This window comes from Paenibacillus sp. J22FR83, from assembly GCF_059691955.1.
In genome coordinates this window covers 46,875-62,020 of the sequence record NZ_JCAUAM010000007.1, presented here as the reverse complement: position 1 = coordinate 62,020, position 15,146 = coordinate 46,875, and the positions used below count along the sequence as shown (strand labels likewise).

General features: G+C 47.4%; 17 protein-coding genes. 3 read left to right on the top strand and 14 right to left on the bottom strand.

The annotated features are described in order from the left end of the window. The 6 genes from AC58PV_RS14050 to AC58PV_RS14025 form a co-directional block, all read right to left on the bottom strand. Complete coding sequence (locus tag AC58PV_RS14050; RefSeq protein ID WP_497432850.1) at window positions 1–210, bottom strand: hypothetical protein; 210 nt, start codon at window positions 208–210, stop codon at window positions 1–3. A gap of 86 nt (window positions 211–296) precedes the next feature. After that, window positions 297–995, bottom strand: coding sequence for an SDR family oxidoreductase (locus AC58PV_RS14045; protein ID WP_497432849.1), 699 nt, complete (start codon window positions 993–995; stop codon window positions 297–299). A gap of 13 nt (window positions 996–1,008) precedes the next feature. Then, complete coding sequence (locus AC58PV_RS14040; RefSeq protein ID WP_497433104.1) at window positions 1,009–2,001, bottom strand: NADP-dependent oxidoreductase; 993 nt, start codon at window positions 1,999–2,001, stop codon at window positions 1,009–1,011. Between the two features lie 93 nt (window positions 2,002–2,094). Then, on the bottom strand, window positions 2,095–2,673 hold the full coding sequence (locus AC58PV_RS14035; RefSeq protein ID WP_497432848.1) for a TetR/AcrR family transcriptional regulator: 579 nt from the start codon (window positions 2,671–2,673) through the stop codon (window positions 2,095–2,097). Between the two features lie 152 nt (window positions 2,674–2,825). Next, window positions 2,826–3,305 carry a 23S rRNA (pseudouridine(1915)-N(3))-methyltransferase RlmH gene (rlmH, locus tag AC58PV_RS14030; RefSeq protein WP_497432847.1) on the bottom strand — a complete coding sequence of 160 codons (480 nt, stop codon included), beginning with the start codon at window positions 3,303–3,305 and terminating at the stop codon, window positions 2,826–2,828. A gap of 236 nt (window positions 3,306–3,541) precedes the next feature. Then, a complete protein-coding gene (locus tag AC58PV_RS14025) occupies window positions 3,542–4,294 on the bottom strand; it encodes an SDR family NAD(P)-dependent oxidoreductase (RefSeq protein ID WP_497432846.1) in 753 nt (250 codons plus the stop codon). A gap of 179 nt (window positions 4,295–4,473) precedes the next feature. Here AC58PV_RS14025 and AC58PV_RS14020 point away from each other — a divergent pair, with 179 nt between their 5' ends. Next, complete coding sequence (locus tag AC58PV_RS14020) at window positions 4,474–5,118, top strand: TetR/AcrR family transcriptional regulator (RefSeq protein ID WP_173116967.1); 645 nt, start codon at window positions 4,474–4,476, stop codon at window positions 5,116–5,118. A gap of 49 nt (window positions 5,119–5,167) precedes the next feature. Here the strand turns inward: AC58PV_RS14020 and AC58PV_RS14015 are convergent, their stop codons facing one another. Beyond that, window positions 5,168–6,481, bottom strand: a complete 1,314-nt coding sequence (locus AC58PV_RS14015; protein ID WP_497432845.1) for a purine/pyrimidine permease — start codon at window positions 6,479–6,481, stop codon at window positions 5,168–5,170. A 112-nt stretch (window positions 6,482–6,593) separates the two neighbouring features. Between AC58PV_RS14015 and AC58PV_RS14010 the strand changes: the two genes are divergently transcribed. Continuing rightward, complete coding sequence (locus AC58PV_RS14010) at window positions 6,594–7,469, top strand: LysR family transcriptional regulator (RefSeq protein WP_497432844.1); 876 nt, start codon at window positions 6,594–6,596, stop codon at window positions 7,467–7,469. 178 nt (window positions 7,470–7,647) lie between these two features. Here the strand turns inward: AC58PV_RS14010 and AC58PV_RS14005 are convergent, their stop codons facing one another. Together AC58PV_RS14005 and AC58PV_RS14000 are read right to left on the bottom strand one after the other, a co-directional pair. After that, window positions 7,648–7,815, bottom strand: coding sequence for a CxxH/CxxC protein (locus AC58PV_RS14005; protein ID WP_063795715.1), 168 nt, complete (start codon window positions 7,813–7,815; stop codon window positions 7,648–7,650). A 67-nt stretch (window positions 7,816–7,882) separates the two neighbouring features. Next, window positions 7,883–9,112, bottom strand: coding sequence for a S1C family serine protease (locus AC58PV_RS14000; protein WP_497432843.1), 1,230 nt, complete (start codon window positions 9,110–9,112; stop codon window positions 7,883–7,885). A gap of 229 nt (window positions 9,113–9,341) precedes the next feature. On the opposite strand from AC58PV_RS14000, the gene AC58PV_RS13995 reads away from it, so the two are divergent. Next, the gene (locus tag AC58PV_RS13995) at window positions 9,342–9,551 is read left to right on the top strand and encodes a hypothetical protein (protein WP_028557203.1); all 210 of its coding nucleotides are present in this window, start codon (window positions 9,342–9,344) and stop codon (window positions 9,549–9,551) included. Here the strand turns inward: AC58PV_RS13995 and AC58PV_RS13990 are convergent. The 5 genes from AC58PV_RS13990 to yycF all read right to left on the bottom strand — a co-directional run bounded on the left by AC58PV_RS13990 (window position 9,520) and on the right by yycF (window position 15,069). Continuing rightward, window positions 9,520–10,320 carry an MBL fold metallo-hydrolase gene (locus AC58PV_RS13990; protein WP_497432842.1) on the bottom strand — a complete coding sequence of 267 codons (801 nt, stop codon included), beginning with the start codon at window positions 10,318–10,320 and terminating at the stop codon, window positions 9,520–9,522. The two genes, AC58PV_RS13995 and AC58PV_RS13990, sit on opposite strands and share 32 nt — an antisense overlap. A gap of 62 nt (window positions 10,321–10,382) precedes the next feature. After that, entirely contained in the window at window positions 10,383–11,198 is an 816-nt protein-coding gene (yycI, locus tag AC58PV_RS13985) for a two-component system regulatory protein YycI (RefSeq protein WP_497432841.1), read from the bottom strand. Between the two features lie 30 nt (window positions 11,199–11,228). After that, window positions 11,229–12,515 (bottom strand): YycH family regulatory protein, encoded by a 1,287-nt coding sequence (locus AC58PV_RS13980; RefSeq protein ID WP_497432840.1) that lies wholly within the window; start codon window positions 12,513–12,515, stop codon window positions 11,229–11,231. Then, on the bottom strand, window positions 12,512–14,347 hold the full coding sequence (gene walK, locus AC58PV_RS13975; RefSeq protein WP_497432839.1) for a cell wall metabolism sensor histidine kinase WalK: 1,836 nt from the start codon (window positions 14,345–14,347) through the stop codon (window positions 12,512–12,514). Before walK ends, AC58PV_RS13980 begins: the two co-directional genes overlap by 4 nt. 2 nt (window positions 14,348–14,349) lie before the next feature. After that, entirely contained in the window at window positions 14,350–15,069 is a 720-nt protein-coding gene (yycF, locus tag AC58PV_RS13970; protein WP_056622616.1) for a response regulator YycF, read from the bottom strand. Window positions 15,070–15,146 lie beyond the last annotated feature (77 nt).

The window sequence follows — 15,146 nt, the reverse complement described above, 5'->3', positions numbered from 1 at the left end:
TCATGCACTCCTCTTTTGTATATATTGGGTTACTGTTCTACTTTGCACTGTTGCGGATCCGACCCAATGGGTCATCAGCTTGCGTGGCAGTAACCGCGGAAGGAAAGCCAACGCGACATCTTTGGCGACGACGGTCGCTTGGACGCGGTATCTTTCCCGATATTCCTTCGCGAGATCAAGGAGTTTGGCCTCACTACGTGCTACCAGCACCAGGTCCTATCCATCTTTGGCGAATCGATCCGCCAGCTCTTTACCTATCCCGCCCGACGCGCCGGTGATGAGTACCGTTTTGCTCATCACGCCAGCTGTGGGTACAACGCAGCAACACCGCCGGCTAGACCTCGTTGGAGATTACGGCTTGCTTCATCGGCAAGAATCTCAAAGCTGTCGGACTCTATTCCATCGATAGCCTTTTTTGCAACTCCCGCAGGGTCGACCTTAGGAGCTTCAATACCTGCCGTCATATCGGTTTCCATAAAGCCCACATGCAAACCGGCTACTCTCACCTTTTGTGGATACAGATTTAAGCGCAACTCGTTCGTCAGAGCCCACTCTGCCGCCTTTGCAGCCGTATAGGCGCCTGCGCTTCCCATACTGAACCAAGATAATGCGGAAAGAATATTCAGAATGGACCCCCCACCATTATTTGAAATAACAGGTGCAAAAGCACGAACCATGGACAGTGTGCCAAAGAAGTGCGTATTGAATTCCAAGTGAATTTTATCGAGATCTCCGTCAAGTAAAGAAGCGCCTGTAGACGAGCCTGCATTGTTGATCAGAAGCGTAACGTCCTTCGCGGTCATAGCAGCTGCAGCTACCTCTTGCGGGTTGGTAATATCAAGCTTTACAGGTATTACACCTGGAATATCAATGGATTCCGGATTTCTTGCCCCAGCATACACTTTAGCCCCTCTGGATAGAAGTTCGAGGGCAAGATGACGACCAAGGCCGCGGTTCGCGCCAGTGACAAATGCAATTTGTTCAGAAATTTTCATTATAAGATGCTCCTCACTTTATCTTTAATATTAACTTCCCTTTTGCTCTGCCCGATTCTGAGTACTCCATCGCCTTTTGAGCTTCTTCAAAAGGATAAATTCTATCGATGACAGGCTTTATTTTTTCGGATTCAATCCATTCGGAAAGGATCTCCAGTTGCCTGCCGTTCGGCTTCATGAACAAGAAGCTGTATTTGACATTGTGTTTTTTCTCTAATTTTGTGATCTTACGGGCAATCAATCGAAAAATATTCGTTTTAATGAAGCCAAGCCTCTCCGCTTCTCCGAACCGTGCATTCGGCGGCCCTACGACGGATACGATTTGACCTTGCTTTCTGACAATTTTAAAGGCCTTCTCTAGAGTCTCTCCGCCTTTGGTATCGAGAACGGCATCATAACCTTGTAACAGCGTATCGAATTGTTCTGTTTTGTAATTGATGATTCGATCGGCTCCAAGCGATTCGACCAATTTGGCTCCAGCTTCGCTTGTCGTTGTTGCGACATAAAGTCCCATCGCTTTGGCAAGTTGGATCGCAAACGTACCGACGCCGCCCGATCCAGCTTGAATCAATACCTTCTGTCCGGCCGATAGCTTCAATCGTTCATGCAATACTTGATAAGACGTAAGCCCGACCAATGGGATTGACGCTGCTTCCGCAAAGGATAGGTTTTTGGGTTTTAGGGCGATATCGTTTTCATGTACGGAAATATATTCAGCAAAGGCTCCGCCCTTACTTGGCCGTCCGTATATTTCATCGCCTATGTTGAATTTTGTAACCTTCCTCCCCACTTGAATGACAATGCCTGAGAAATCATATCCTAGAACATGCGGCATATCGTATTTCAACAGTACGCGTAATTTGCCATCCCGCACTAAGAGATCGAGAGGGTTAATACTTGCCGCATGGATTTCCGCCAACACATCATGATCTCCTACTGCAGGCATTGGAATGTCAGCCAACTTAAGCGGGTATTTGCCGTATTTTTCAATTACCATGGCTTGCATCATGTCACCTCCATTTTCGGTTCAAATTTGGGAACGATCGTTCTAATAATGGCAAAAAAAAATTGTTTTCTATATGGGGAAGAAATGAATCTGTTATTTTTCTAGAAATTTTATCGATACTTGAGCAATACGGTGAAGTTTCTCTTTAGTAACCGATGTTCTTGCCATTACCCTTAACCCCACCCATGCATTATGCAGATATTCCGCCAATTCACCGGCCTCATAATCAGTGGTGAACTGACCGTCCCGTTGCCCCCAAGCAATAATGTCTTTGAGAAGCTGCTCTGCTGTAGCGAACGCTTCAGTGGACTTTGTATCCACATCGGCATCTCGTGCTGCCAGCTCCACGGCCGAATTCACCATTAAGCATCCGGGAGGCGAGTCCTCTTCTCCCTCAATCATGAGTTCGAAAATAAACTGAAGAGCTTCCACTGCAGTCTTGGAGCGCTTAACTCCTCCTTCAAGAGAGGCGCTAATTTTATTGTCGAAGCGATCCATCGCTTTTAGAAACAGCTGATGTTTATCGCCAAATGTGTCATACAAACTTCTTCGATGGATTCCCATGTGCTCGACCAGATCAGTCATGGACGTCTTCTCGTAGCCCTGCTGCCAGAAGAGTCTCATCGCTTTATCCAATACCGCACTCTCTTCAAACTCCTTGCTTCTGGCCATTTCATTCCCCCCGTCATCAATATAGCATATTGAGAACGATCAGTAAAGAATTGAGGGCTACCTTAACTTTCCGATGCATCACTAATCATACCCCTTTATTGTCGGAATATTTCTGGCTGTTTCCAAATTAGGTTTTCTCTGAAAATTCGCCGTCACTTGTGGTACGGTTCCGCCCGATTTATCCGCATCGCGCGATAAATCTGCTCCACCAGCACCAGCCGCATGAGTTGGTGCGGCAGCGTCATGCGGCCAAAACTCAGCCGCGTATCCGCACGGCGCAGCAGCTCGCTCGACAGCCCGAGCGAGCCCCCAATAACAAAAGCCACCTGGCTCCGCCCATAGGTGGCCAACTTATCGAGCGAGCTCGCCAGCTGCTCGCTCGTCCACATCTCGCCGTCGATGGCCAGCGCCACGACGTACACATCTGGGCGCAGTGCAGCTAGCAGCCGCGCGCCCTCACGATCACGTACCTGCTGTTCCTCAGCAGGGCTCATGTTCTCAGGTGCCTTCTCATCCGGCACCTCAATCATTTGCATCTTGGCATACGGGCCAAGACGCTTCACGTACTCCGCGATCCCGTCCACGAGATAGCGCTCTTTTAATTTCCCAACGGTCAGTATCTGTATATGCATAATGTACCCCTTCTCTTATCTCAATCTTTTATCCATTCATTTTATCTCATTTATCGTTCATTCTTTTCTCATATCATCTTTCATTCTTCTCTCATATAACCATCCATTCCTCCCATCATACCATTCGTTCTATATACGCACCAATAGCACCTGTTCAAGCCAAAAAGCCCAGAGTTATACCAACTCCAGGCTCCCTACTCATGCTCATTTAATTGATTATGATTGCATACGAATCTTTATTTGGCTGTGACGCCGCCATCGACAGGCAGTTCAACACCTGTAATATATGCTGACTCATCAGAAGCCAGGAATAATACGGCTTCGGCTACCTCAGACGCGCGCCCGACTCTTGGCAGTGCAGTCTGAGACAAGAACCATTGCAGCATCTGCTTATTATTGACAAATTCAGAGCTCATCGGCGTTTCGATAAAGCCAGGATGAACCGAATTGACACGGATGTGATCCTTGCCGAAATCCACAGCAGCCGCCTTGCTTAACATGCGGACACCACCTTTGGAAGCCGTGTATGCACCTGCTCCGCTGCTGCCAGTTAGTCCCGCGATAGAGGAAATATTAACGATGGATCCCCCTTTATTCGCTTGCATATGTGGGATAACGTGCTTCATGCCAAGGAAAGTGCTCGTCAGGTTAATGCTCATGACTTTATTCCATTGTTCAATCGTCGTATCCAGCAATCCAACTGCAAGGGAAATACCCGCATTATTGACCAAGACGTCCACTTTGCCGTAAGTTGCTACAGCTCCCTCGACTACTTTGATCCATTCTTCTTCAGAAACAACATTATGAGCATAAGCTGTGGCTTGACCTCCGGTAGCTTCAATTTCCTTCACAACAGCCTGTACTGCGGCTTCGTTAATGTCCGTTGCTACTACCATTGCCCCTTCTTTGGCAAATAAAAGTGCTTCTTCACGCCCCATACCACTGCCTGCTCCGGTAATGATGGTAACTTTATTAGTAAGACGAGTCATTGCGATCTCTCCTTTTATGATAGAATTTTTAAATTATTACGTAAATGATAGTATTACTATCACTACAATATTTATTATATCACCATGGTATTATGAACTCAACTTCCACTTGCTGAAAGAATACCCAGTCGATATAATACTTGTATTGAAATACCTAAGTTGAAAGGTTAATAACCCTCATGGATCCGAAAGCAAGATACGAGAAAGAACGGTTTGACGGCAAGCAGCAAAGACTATATCTCATTCTCGACGCAGCTGAGCGTGTATTTACGCTGAAGGGAATCGAAAAAACCACCATGCAGGATATCGCCAGTGACGCGAATATCGGCATCGCAACCTTATTTCGGTATTTTCCCAAAAAAGAAAAACTGATCGTTGCCGTAGCTACCAAATTGCTTGAACCGATGCTTCATCGTTTTCAATATGTCGCTGACCAGCCCCTGTCTTGTCTTGAAAAGCTTGAACGTTTATTCGATTCCTTTATCGAAGATCAGAACGATTCGAGCATCAAATTCATGGTGGATTTTGAAAGCTACGCATCCCACTCGCTGGAGCCATTGGAAGGTATTCTCGACTTCAATGCCTTGAACCGTAAGATTTCACGTGAGTATGGCAGGATTATTCAAAATGGCATCGAGGACGGCTCAATTCGATCCGACCTTCCGGTTAAGGAGACCTTGACTACTATCATTAACACCTTCGGTCTCTTTTCCAAAAAACTGTCACTGCAGAAAAACATTCTCCTACTGGAGTCCGATCTGGACAACGAGCAGCAGTTGACTATTCTCAAGAACATTCTGATTGATTATCTGAAAGCTCGATAAACAGAACAAAAGAGCCAGTTTCCTCCATAGAGGAACTTGGCTCTTTCTTTTAGTTCGAAACGATTAATTTCGGTTCCGTCTGCCAGAAACGCTCAAGGGCCATAACCACTACAGTGGCAACTAACAGCCCGTTACCAAACGCATACTGCATGACTACAGGAAGCTCAGGCAAAGGTGAAGCTGCTATGAGGGTGAATCCGGCACCGACAAGAATTCCGATTCCCAGAATCGTCAACTGGCGCTGTGTTTGAACGACGCGCGATAAGGAAGAGAATGAGTTACTGGTCATTTGCACGAAAGTCGCTAACGAGACCGCACTAGCTACGGACGTAGGCAGCTGAGCAAGGAAATGAACGATCGAAGGGACAAGAGCAATTGCCGAGAGCGCCAAGCAAGCGATGATGAATGGCATTCTTCTCGTTTGTCCCGTCATTCTGATAAAACTCGCCGTAACCGGAAGCGAAACGACACCGACAGCGGAAAATAAAGCCGAAAGTCCATGAGATACGCCTGCAATTAGGCTGCCTCGGTTGTAGACATTCTTACCAGGGAGTTCCTTCCTCGGGACGGCCTGCTGGGCCGCTGTAATGGCAGCAACAAGATTTGAAACAAGGATCAACGTAAACAGCGCGGCCGTCAAAGCCATGCCTGGATTCAACTGTGGGGATCCCCATGCCCATATATCGGGAAGTTTGATCCATGCACCGGAGGCCGAACCCCCACTAGAAATCCCTCCGACGGCCAATGCTTGTAGCACCCAACCGCCGATAATCCCTAGTAGTACGGCATAGTTACGCGTCCATCCTTTCCCTTTTACATTCAGAAACACTACGCCACCAAATACCGCTAACGAGATCAGAATCGTTCCATAATCTACGGCCCCTTGCCCTGCTTTCAAGCCGAACATGCCTTTCAGAAACACACCGCTAAGCTGCAAAGACAAGATGAACAAGAATAAATTCGTCACAAGTGGTGTAAATAGATTGAGGAGTTTATAGAAGAGACCTGTTATGCCCAGTAAAAACAACAGCACACCAGCCATTAACAGCCCGCCTTCTAGAACCTGCAGCGCTTCTTTGGCCGTGTGACCTTGGTTCGCGGAGATACCGGCCATCATGACAAACACGCTTACCCATGAACCCGCTGGACCATCCACGATCGGAAACCGATGCCCAAGTACTGCTTGCAGCATGGAACTGAGTCCGACTACGAAAAATGTACGCTGCATCAATGAGGCAATTTCGTCCTGAGACAAATGAAACAGACCACCAATTACGATAGGAAGTGCCACGGAACTAGCGATCATAAAAATAAACCATTGTAGTACATGTAAATAAGAATTGGAATGATACTGTCGAAGCATAAAGGCTCCCCCCTTCTGTCGGCTTCTATGGTATCATATCGATAAGCATACGAATAATATCTATATCCTTTGGTTTTCATACTTTTATCGTTTGGAAAGGAACGTCTCTACCATGGATATTCGCCAACTTCGCTATTTCATCGCAATTGCTGAAGAGAAGCAAATTACGGCAGCCGCCCAAAGATTGCACATGACGCAGCCTCCGCTAGGACAACAGTTGAAGCTCATGGAGCAAGAGCTCGGGGTCGAGCTTATTCTACGAACAGGTAAAGTCATCGAACTGACCGAGGCCGGGCAGGCCTTATATAAGCATGCCCTACATTTGACGAAGCTTATGGAGGAAGCGGAGAATGATGTCAAAGAGATCGGCAAGGGAACGCGCGGCAAGTTACGAATAGGCGTTAATACCCTGTCCTCGGCTCAACTGCCGCAACTGCTGCGTATTTTCAAAACCCGCTACCCAGAGGTTACGTATAAAATACAACAGAATGAATCCGCGCAACTGCTCCGGCTTATTCGGGAACATGCCATCGAGCTTGCCATCATCCGGCTCCCGATGGAATTAAGCGATTTCGAAGTCATCCAGCTGCAACCTGAACCTTTTTATTTCGTTACAGCGAAGTCCTTCGCGTCGGATTCTCAGGCATTCACTTTCGCTGATATTCAACGTTATCCACTCATTTTGCCAAGTACAGAGGGTCTTGGGTTGTATCATAGTATCATCGATCAATTCACGGAACGCGGCTTGCAGCCTAACGTAATCGGCGAATGCTCCGATATGGTCACGCTACTTGAATGGGTATCGTCTGGGGATGCAACAACGATTGTGCCAGAGTCCATTGTGAAATGGCATCGCGAATACGCATTCCAAGCTAATGAAATCGCAGACAGTCAGCTCAAACTAGCAACTGGATTAATATGGTTGAAGGATCGCCATGTATCCAAAGCTGCCCAGCATTTTATCGCGCTTATGCAAGAAACCCAATAACATTTTCCCCTCTCCCATGAAATCTGATGATTTAACTACATAAATTCCATCAAATCATGAAATTTGAAGAAATTTGCGAGAATTAACTGTATGTTTTCCATTTATTCGAGTGGGAAAGTCCAAATCCCAAACAACTACATGTTTATACATAGAAAAAAGAGGCCCTTAGGCCCCTCCCTCATACAATTAGAAAACGTGATAATGACTGGCAATGCTCGCAATGCTCAGGTGGCGCCCAGTGGGCGAAGTGGGTTTTCTGCAAATCCACCACGTCTGGCGCTTCCTCATACTCATCAACAAATTCATCTATGGCTATTTCCACATGATCTTTACAAACGACATGCATGGTTTAATACCTCTCATCCGCGAGCGATTCTGTCTATTTCATCCTAATCCCTGTACTCTACAAACCACTACTTATCCGTCGCCTCAACCAACGTCAATACCGTCGTCAGCTTCTTCCCGCCGCGATAGTAGACAACGTTAATCTTATCGCCGATTTTCTTCTCATTGTAAAGGTATTTCCTCAGCCCAATCGTGCTTTCAATCTTGCGATCATCGAGCTGCACGATGACATCCTGCGCTTTCAGTCCCGCTTCCTTTGCAGGCCCAGAGACGTCGAAGACGATAACTCCAGTTTTGACATCTGCAGGCAACTTTAATACATCCGTCCCCTTGAAAGCTTGCAGCTCCTGCGTCGACACACCAATCAATGGCCGTTTCACCTTGTGGTCCTTGATAAGACTATCAATAATCGGTGTCACACTATTAATTGGAATGGCAAAACCTAACCCTTCAACACCTGTATCCGAAATCTTCATCGAATTGATGCCGATCACTTTGCCCTCGATATTGACCAGCGGCCCGCCGCTGTTTCCTTGGTTAATCGCGGCATCCGTTTGGATGACGTCCATTTCCCAATCGTAGTCGGTGCCTTCACGTGAAAGTGAAACAGGTATCGTCCGCTTCGGTGAAGAAACGATGCCTTGCGTCACCGTTGGTGAGAAGCCCAGGCCTAACGGATTGCCCACGGCAATGGCCATTTCGCCTGCTCGCAGCTTGTCGGAGTCGCCAAACTCAGCAAGTACTTTCACATCTTTACCATCCGCCTCGAGTACCGCCAAATCGGTTATCCGATCCCGCCCAACCAACGTTGCTTTACGATGTTCACCTTCGAAGTTCACGATTTCGAACTGGTTCCCGTTCTCCACGACATGACTGTTCGTCACAATACGAATTTTATCCCCACTTCGTGCGAACATGACACCAGATCCGATACCAATGCCCGTTTCTTGCCCGGCATCGTCCTTCTTCGAAGAGATGACACTGACCACTGCAGGTTTTATTTTGTCCGTTGCTGCAACAACCGAGTCATTGCTATTCATCGGATGCACATCCGCTTTGGCCACGACGGGAATCGCAACTGCGCTTCTCGACGCATCCCCACCACCGATAGCCTGAACAATCCCTACTACGATGAGCATACCTACTGCTCCAATGACTCCTGCGATGAGGGCTACATACCGTCTACGACCAGCGAAGCTTGTGAAACTCGTGAAATTTCCTGTCCCTTTGGGACGCCAGACCGGATCGCGCCTTCTGGACCTTTTGGTCGAATAAAAATCATCATCAAACAAACTCATAACAGGTCCCTCCTCGCTGACGGGGTTTGAAGCTCATTCGCCTTGCTTTATTTCAACCCATGGATGGGTTACAACACATCATACAGATCATCATGCGCTTGTTTTTTGCAAATAATAGGAATGTTTCGCTCACTTCTTGCCTACAATAATAGTAAACCAAATCTCTCACCGAATTACTAGAGTGTTATGAAACTTTTCCACATAACCTTATTAAAAGGAGAATGCTGCCATGAACCGGATTCCATCCCATTTTGACGAAATTAATATGATCGGTAAGCTTGCTGACCTGAAGGAAAGCCACTATCACCAGTCGCTTGTCCTCTCATCTCTCATTCAGGTTTTGATTGATAAGGGGCTTATTACCGCACAAGAAATTCAGCTCAAGTCTCAAGAACTCGACGCTGCACTTACTCCGAATCCAATACATCCCATTTCGTAGAACGGTCAAAATACGTATCCATCAGCCGCAGCTGTTTCGATTCTGGCGCCCGCTCTTGTAGTATATTATTCACGGTTAGCCTGGCCAAATCCATTAAGTTATGATCACGGCTAAGGTGCGCCATATAGACAGATTTCGTCTTATTCGTCATGATATCACAGAGTGCTTCCCCTGCGGCTTCGTTGGATAAATGTCCCTTGTCTCCGAGAATGCGTCGCTTAATGCTCCATGGGTAATGCCCCACGCGCAGCATGTCCACATCATGATTGGTTTCCAGAACCAAGGCATCTGAATCCGAGATCTTTTCCTTCACCTTTTCGCTCATATACCCCAGATCCGTCACAACACTTAACTTCTGTTCACCTTCATAAAAAACATAACCCACCGGCTCCGCGGCATCATGCGAAATCCCGAAGGATTCCACCTTCATGGAGCCGAACTCCTCTAGGCAGCCTGTGTCCATCACACGCTTATTGCCTTCGGCGATCACGCCAATTTGGCGGTCTAGCTCCACCCAAGTCTTCTCGTTAGCGTATATCGGCACATCATATTTCCGAGCGAACGCACCGAGACCCTTGATATGATCCGAATGCTCGTGCGTAACAAGAATACCGTCAATACTACTCGCAGCGAGCTCCCGCTCCTTCATTAACAGCTCCATCTTCTTCGCACTGAAGCCTACGTCAACTAACAGCTTAACCTCACCGTTATCGACTACGGTTGCATTTCCTGTTGAACCACTTGATAACACTGTAAATCGAATTCCCATCTTCCCTACTCCTCTTTACCACTATACCTACCTGTGTACCAGTTCATTATTCCGTACTACAATTACTTCTTCGGCGTGTTCTTTGCACCTGAGGCTGATGAAGCAGCTGATGTATCTCCATCGCCTTTCAGACCGAATGGAGTAAGCCCGGCTCCCTTTTCCACCGCGCCATTGAACGCTTGCAAATAATAAATATCCCCGTTATCAATCGTTACCCGCCAATGCGGATACATAGGCTGTGTTTGCGAGTTATAAGGTTGTCCATGATACCCTAATCGCACCTCGGTAATAATGGAACCATCGCTTAAATAATTGTCCACCAAGCTGCGGACCGCTAATTGAGCCGAAATCATCTTCTGCTCCGTCTGTTCTACCTCTGATTCTACTTCAACGAAAGCTTGACGGTAACTGGTAATTTCTCCATTTTTCTCATTCAACTCAACCATCACATCAAAAATTGGATTCTTCGCATACAATTGCGAGAATACGTAGATACCTTCTCGACTAATCGCTGAATCTAGCTGATACATGGTGAAGTTAGGAATCTCCGACAGTGACTGAACTTCTTTACTAGCGCCTTTCCCTAGCAGCGTACTCATGTAAATGGGGGTTTTGAGCGTTTTCTCCTCACCCGGCTTGATACTATCGTCATATTTCACCGTGATGACTTTCAACTTAGGCGGATCCGTAGGAAGCTCGTCCGTAAGTCGAATATTTTTGTTGCGAAGCGCACGGTTCAAATCCTCCACCGTACTAGATGGATCCGAAGATACGCCCGTCTGGTTGGAACGATTGGTGGACCACAGCTGGAAGCCGAGAATCATATTCAACAGTAGAAATGACGCGATCAAAATCGTCTTGGCCCTACTCCAATTCACAATCTCACCAACCCTTCCCAGTCATCTTGTCTATTCAATAAAATCATACGTTCCATCGCGCAATTCGATTGCCCATATACTCGTTAAGGTTAAGGTTTTCTCCAGAACAGCCGGACGATATGCTGGAAAAATCGAAACGATGCTAGATCGGCGTTGATAATACTGCAAGCGTTGCTCTATCGCCTCGACTGACATCAATTCATTTTCTTTGCGCTGACCTGATTTCAGATCAGGAATCACCATCGAGCGTTCGAATCCTGAGATAACACCTTTCTGTACTTGCATATTCAATGTTCCAAAGCCTTCTGGCAGTTGAGTTACAATCGGAAGAGATTCATAGTATTGACGGAATATGAACGTCTGGTTGTCCAACAGTTTCTCTGGTGTGCGAGCTACCATGTATTTGCCATCCCAACCAATATGCTGATTAATAAATTTGATCCCAGCCATCAAATCTTCCAACACCTCGGTTTTGCTAGCTGCTGGTGCTACAGGATCGAAATAGGTTACCCACCGCTGATCTCGATTCAATTGGAAACCACGCTTACTATCTGTGTAGATCTCTGAGCCATCCCGTTCTTTCAAATAGCGAGTAATACCCGGATCTACAAACAAGCTTTGCTTCAATTGATCTGCCGTAAGCTGCGTATACGGGAACGTATAACTAGGTACATGCAACGCCTTTAACGGTAGATAATAATCGCCGCCATTCATGGCTTTGAATAAATTCGTTGGCTCCCCATAAGCGACGAAATTCTCAACGTCTTTGCTCGTGAAATCCGCCCCGATGACTTCATACCCCACTCCTGGCGAATCTGTGAAAAAGAACGCGCGAACCTCATCATTCGTCCCTTTGGAGTAAATCCAAATTTTCGTAATTTTATCGTTCTCAATGGGGACTTCCCCTTCAATTCGGAACAACTGTTGCAGAATAGAGAACGGAATGCCTTCTCTGAATCGAATCTCCACACCGAGCTGCTTCGTCCGAACTTCTTCCCAGTTCACATTAACGAGGTACATCGACGTTTTGCGAAATCCTTTGAAACTACGCTGCTTAATATTATCGAGCAATCGGGTGTAGTAGTAATTGCTTGGATACAAGACGGAATGCTGCTGATTGCCCAAGTGAATGATCAGTTGATCGGGAAATAACATGTCAGATAGCTCCGATTGCTTGCCAAGCGTCTCCGTCTGTACGTAGTTGCTTTGCCTAATCGGCTCAATCTTCGGAGGGCTGTACGAGGCTAGGATGAAGCTCTGATACAAGCTTGTTCCAATCAATAGAACGAGCAGGACCGATTTCAGGCTCTCTATCATACTTCACCCTCCTCTTCCTGCCTGATCGGCAACGTAAATACGACGCGCGTTCCTTGACCCAACTCCGACTCTAGGGCAATCGTGCCACCATGCGCCTTCACTATTTCCCGGGCAATGGACAGACCCAAGCCTGTTCCCCCCATATTACGAGAGCGTGCTTTATCAACCCGATAGAAACGGTCGAAAATCCGGGAAAGGTCCTTCTTCGGAATCCCCATCCCGTTATCTTGCACCGATATTTCCAGTATTTCTTTGTCAATCTTGCGAGCCTCCAAGCGAATCGTACCTTCATCGCCGGTATATTTAATCGCATTGGATACCAAATTATCGAGCACCTGATCAATTTTGTCGCGATCCAGCAAGAGACTTGTTACGCCATGTTCCACGTGTAACATGATTTGAATTTTCCGTTGTTGCAGCTGAAAAGAAAACCGGTCCGCGACCTCCTCCAGCATCTCGCTGACGAGCGTCGAGGACTTGCTCATCATCGACTGCTTCGAATCCAGTCGCGACAGATGCAACAGATCCGTTACCAAGCGGATCATCCGCTCGGTCTCGCTGCGCGTCACGCTGATGAAGCGAGACGCGAGCTGTGGCTCCTCGATCGCTCCGTCATCGAGCGCCTCGAGGTAGCTCTTGATCGTCGTCAGCGGCGTGCGCAGCTCATGAGAGACGTTCGCCACGAACTCTCGTCTGGCTTGCTCCAGCTTCTCTTGATCCGTTACGTCCTGCAGCACTGCAATGATCCCGTGCTGACCCTCTCCCCGCTTATGGATCGGCGTGAACGTAATACGAACCGACAGTTGTTCATCTTCATCGTCGGGCAGCTGAATATCAAGCAGCGTCGTATTCACTTGTCCCGTGACCAAGCCGCGAATCGTGTCTATGGGGATCCCGATGACTTCCGAGATATCCAAGCCCAGCGTCGTCTCCTCTTCCACTTGCAGAATCTGCTTCGCCCGGCGATTCAAAACAATCACTTGCCCTCTATCATCTGTAGCGATAACGCCGTCATTCATATTGGTCAGAATAGAAGCCAGCTTCTCCTTCTCTTCTTCATTGAGGGAGAGTGCCTCTTTCAGTCGGTTCATCATAAAATTAAAGGTTTGCCCCAGCTGACCGATCTCATCGGTCCCCTGAATCACCACTTGTTGATCGAAATTACCCTCAGCTACAGCTGTCGCTTGTTTCGTAATCTCTTTGATCGGATTCGTAATCGTGCTCGTTAAGAGAACGCCTAATAAGGCAGTCAACCCTAGAGCGATCAACGTCGCCGAAATGAGAATTCGGTTAATCGAACGAATGGTCTTGTACACATCCTCCATGGAGGCGATGATATATACGGCTCCTAAGACACGAGCCCCGCTGCCGACTGGCTTCGCGATAATAACCTTCCGATACCCATCCTCATCTGTAAAAATCCGCTGATTATCCTTAATCCCTTGCAAGGCTCGGATAACTTCGGGCTGTGTATTTTTTTGCTTCAAATGGCTCGCAACCGATGTGGAGATCACATTACCATTCGCATCAATGATTTGAATTTCCGCATTATTAATGGAAAAAAGATTGCTCACGAATTCATTCAAATCCGCGTAGGTTTTCTTACCCTCGGCCGCATTCTTGCTGTCCTGATCCCCCGTCAAATACGATTCAACGAAGCCAGCAAGCAGCGTAACCTGACTATTGCGGGATGCTAGGAAGTCATTCTTGAAATATGTTTCTACCGTCTTATAGAAATACACCCCAATGAGCTGCATCGCGATCAGAATCAGCAGGACATAAATAATAATTAGCTTCGCTTGAATCGATTGAAAGAAGCGGATGCCCTTCATGCTTAGAAGCCTCCGGCTTTAGGACTGCGCATTAAGTAGCCGAGGCCCCTGCGTGTCATGATATACTCTGGACGACTTGGATCTGTCTCCAGCTTCTCGCGCAGGCGGCGAATCGTCACATCGACGGTTCGCACGTCGCCGAAATATTCAAAGCCCCACACCGCTTGCAGCAGGTGCTCGCGGGTCATCACTTTGCCTGAGTTTTTGGCCAAATATTGAATGAGCTCGAACTCCCGATGTGTCAGATCAAGGGGGGTTCCATCCTTGTACACCATGTACATGTCGTTATCGATAAAAAGCGCATGAATACGCATCCCATTGCGCTGCGCCTCCGGCTCGTTCGGTGCCGTTTGCACCTTCGTCTGTCTGCGCAGATGCGCCTTCACACGGGCGAGCAGCTCCCTGGTGCCGAATGGCTTCGTCACATAGTCGTCTGCGCCCATCTCTAAGCCCAATACCTTGTCCAGCTCCGTATCCTTCGCTGTCAGCATAATAATCGGCGTATTGAGCTTAGAGCGCACCTCACGGCATACATCCATGCCATCCTTGACAGGCAGCATGAGATCAAGCAGGATCAGATCCGGCTGTTCGGAGAACGCAAGCTCTACAGCGCTTCCACCATCGTAGGCACAGATGACCTGATAGCCCTCTTTCTCCAGGTTGAACTTCAAAATATCTGCAATTGGTTGTTCATCATCCACCACGAGAATTTTCCCAAACATACGTCCACCGCCTACTATAAAAGTAACTGACACTGTCACGCCTACTTACGTGCAACTGCCAGAGTTAGATCCAGGGA

Coding starts and splice junctions, on each gene's coding strand:
- AC58PV_RS14045 (WP_497432849.1), bottom strand. CDS start 995: ATGAAAATTTCTGAACAAATTGCATTTGTCACTGGCGCGAACCGCGGC.
- AC58PV_RS14040 (WP_497433104.1), bottom strand. CDS start 2,001: ATGCAAGCCATGGTAATTGAAAAATACGGCAAATACCCGCTTAAGTTG.
- AC58PV_RS14035 (WP_497432848.1), bottom strand. CDS start 2,673: ATGGCCAGAAGCAAGGAGTTTGAAGAGAGTGCGGTATTGGATAAAGCG.
- rlmH (WP_497432847.1), bottom strand. CDS start 3,305: ATGCATATACAGATACTGACCGTTGGGAAATTAAAAGAGCGCTATCTC.
- AC58PV_RS14025 (WP_497432846.1), bottom strand. CDS start 4,294: ATGACTCGTCTTACTAATAAAGTTACCATCATTACCGGAGCAGGCAGT.
- AC58PV_RS14020 (WP_173116967.1), top strand. CDS start 4,474: ATGGATCCGAAAGCAAGATACGAGAAAGAACGGTTTGACGGCAAGCAG.
- AC58PV_RS14015 (WP_497432845.1), bottom strand. CDS start 6,481: ATGCTTCGACAGTATCATTCCAATTCTTATTTACATGTACTACAATGG.
- AC58PV_RS14010 (WP_497432844.1), top strand. CDS start 6,594: ATGGATATTCGCCAACTTCGCTATTTCATCGCAATTGCTGAAGAGAAG.
- AC58PV_RS14005 (WP_063795715.1), bottom strand. CDS start 7,815: ATGCATGTCGTTTGTAAAGATCATGTGGAAATAGCCATAGATGAATTT.
- AC58PV_RS14000 (WP_497432843.1), bottom strand. CDS start 9,112: ATGAGTTTGTTTGATGATGATTTTTATTCGACCAAAAGGTCCAGAAGG.
- AC58PV_RS13995 (WP_028557203.1), top strand. CDS start 9,342: ATGAACCGGATTCCATCCCATTTTGACGAAATTAATATGATCGGTAAG.
- AC58PV_RS13990 (WP_497432842.1), bottom strand. CDS start 10,320: ATGGGAATTCGATTTACAGTGTTATCAAGTGGTTCAACAGGAAATGCA.
- AC58PV_RS13980 (WP_497432840.1), bottom strand. CDS start 12,515: ATGATAGAGAGCCTGAAATCGGTCCTGCTCGTTCTATTGATTGGAACA.
- walK (WP_497432839.1), bottom strand. CDS start 14,347: ATGAAGGGCATCCGCTTCTTTCAATCGATTCAAGCGAAGCTAATTATT.
- yycF (WP_056622616.1), bottom strand. CDS start 15,069: ATGTTTGGGAAAATTCTCGTGGTGGATGATGAACAACCAATTGCAGAT.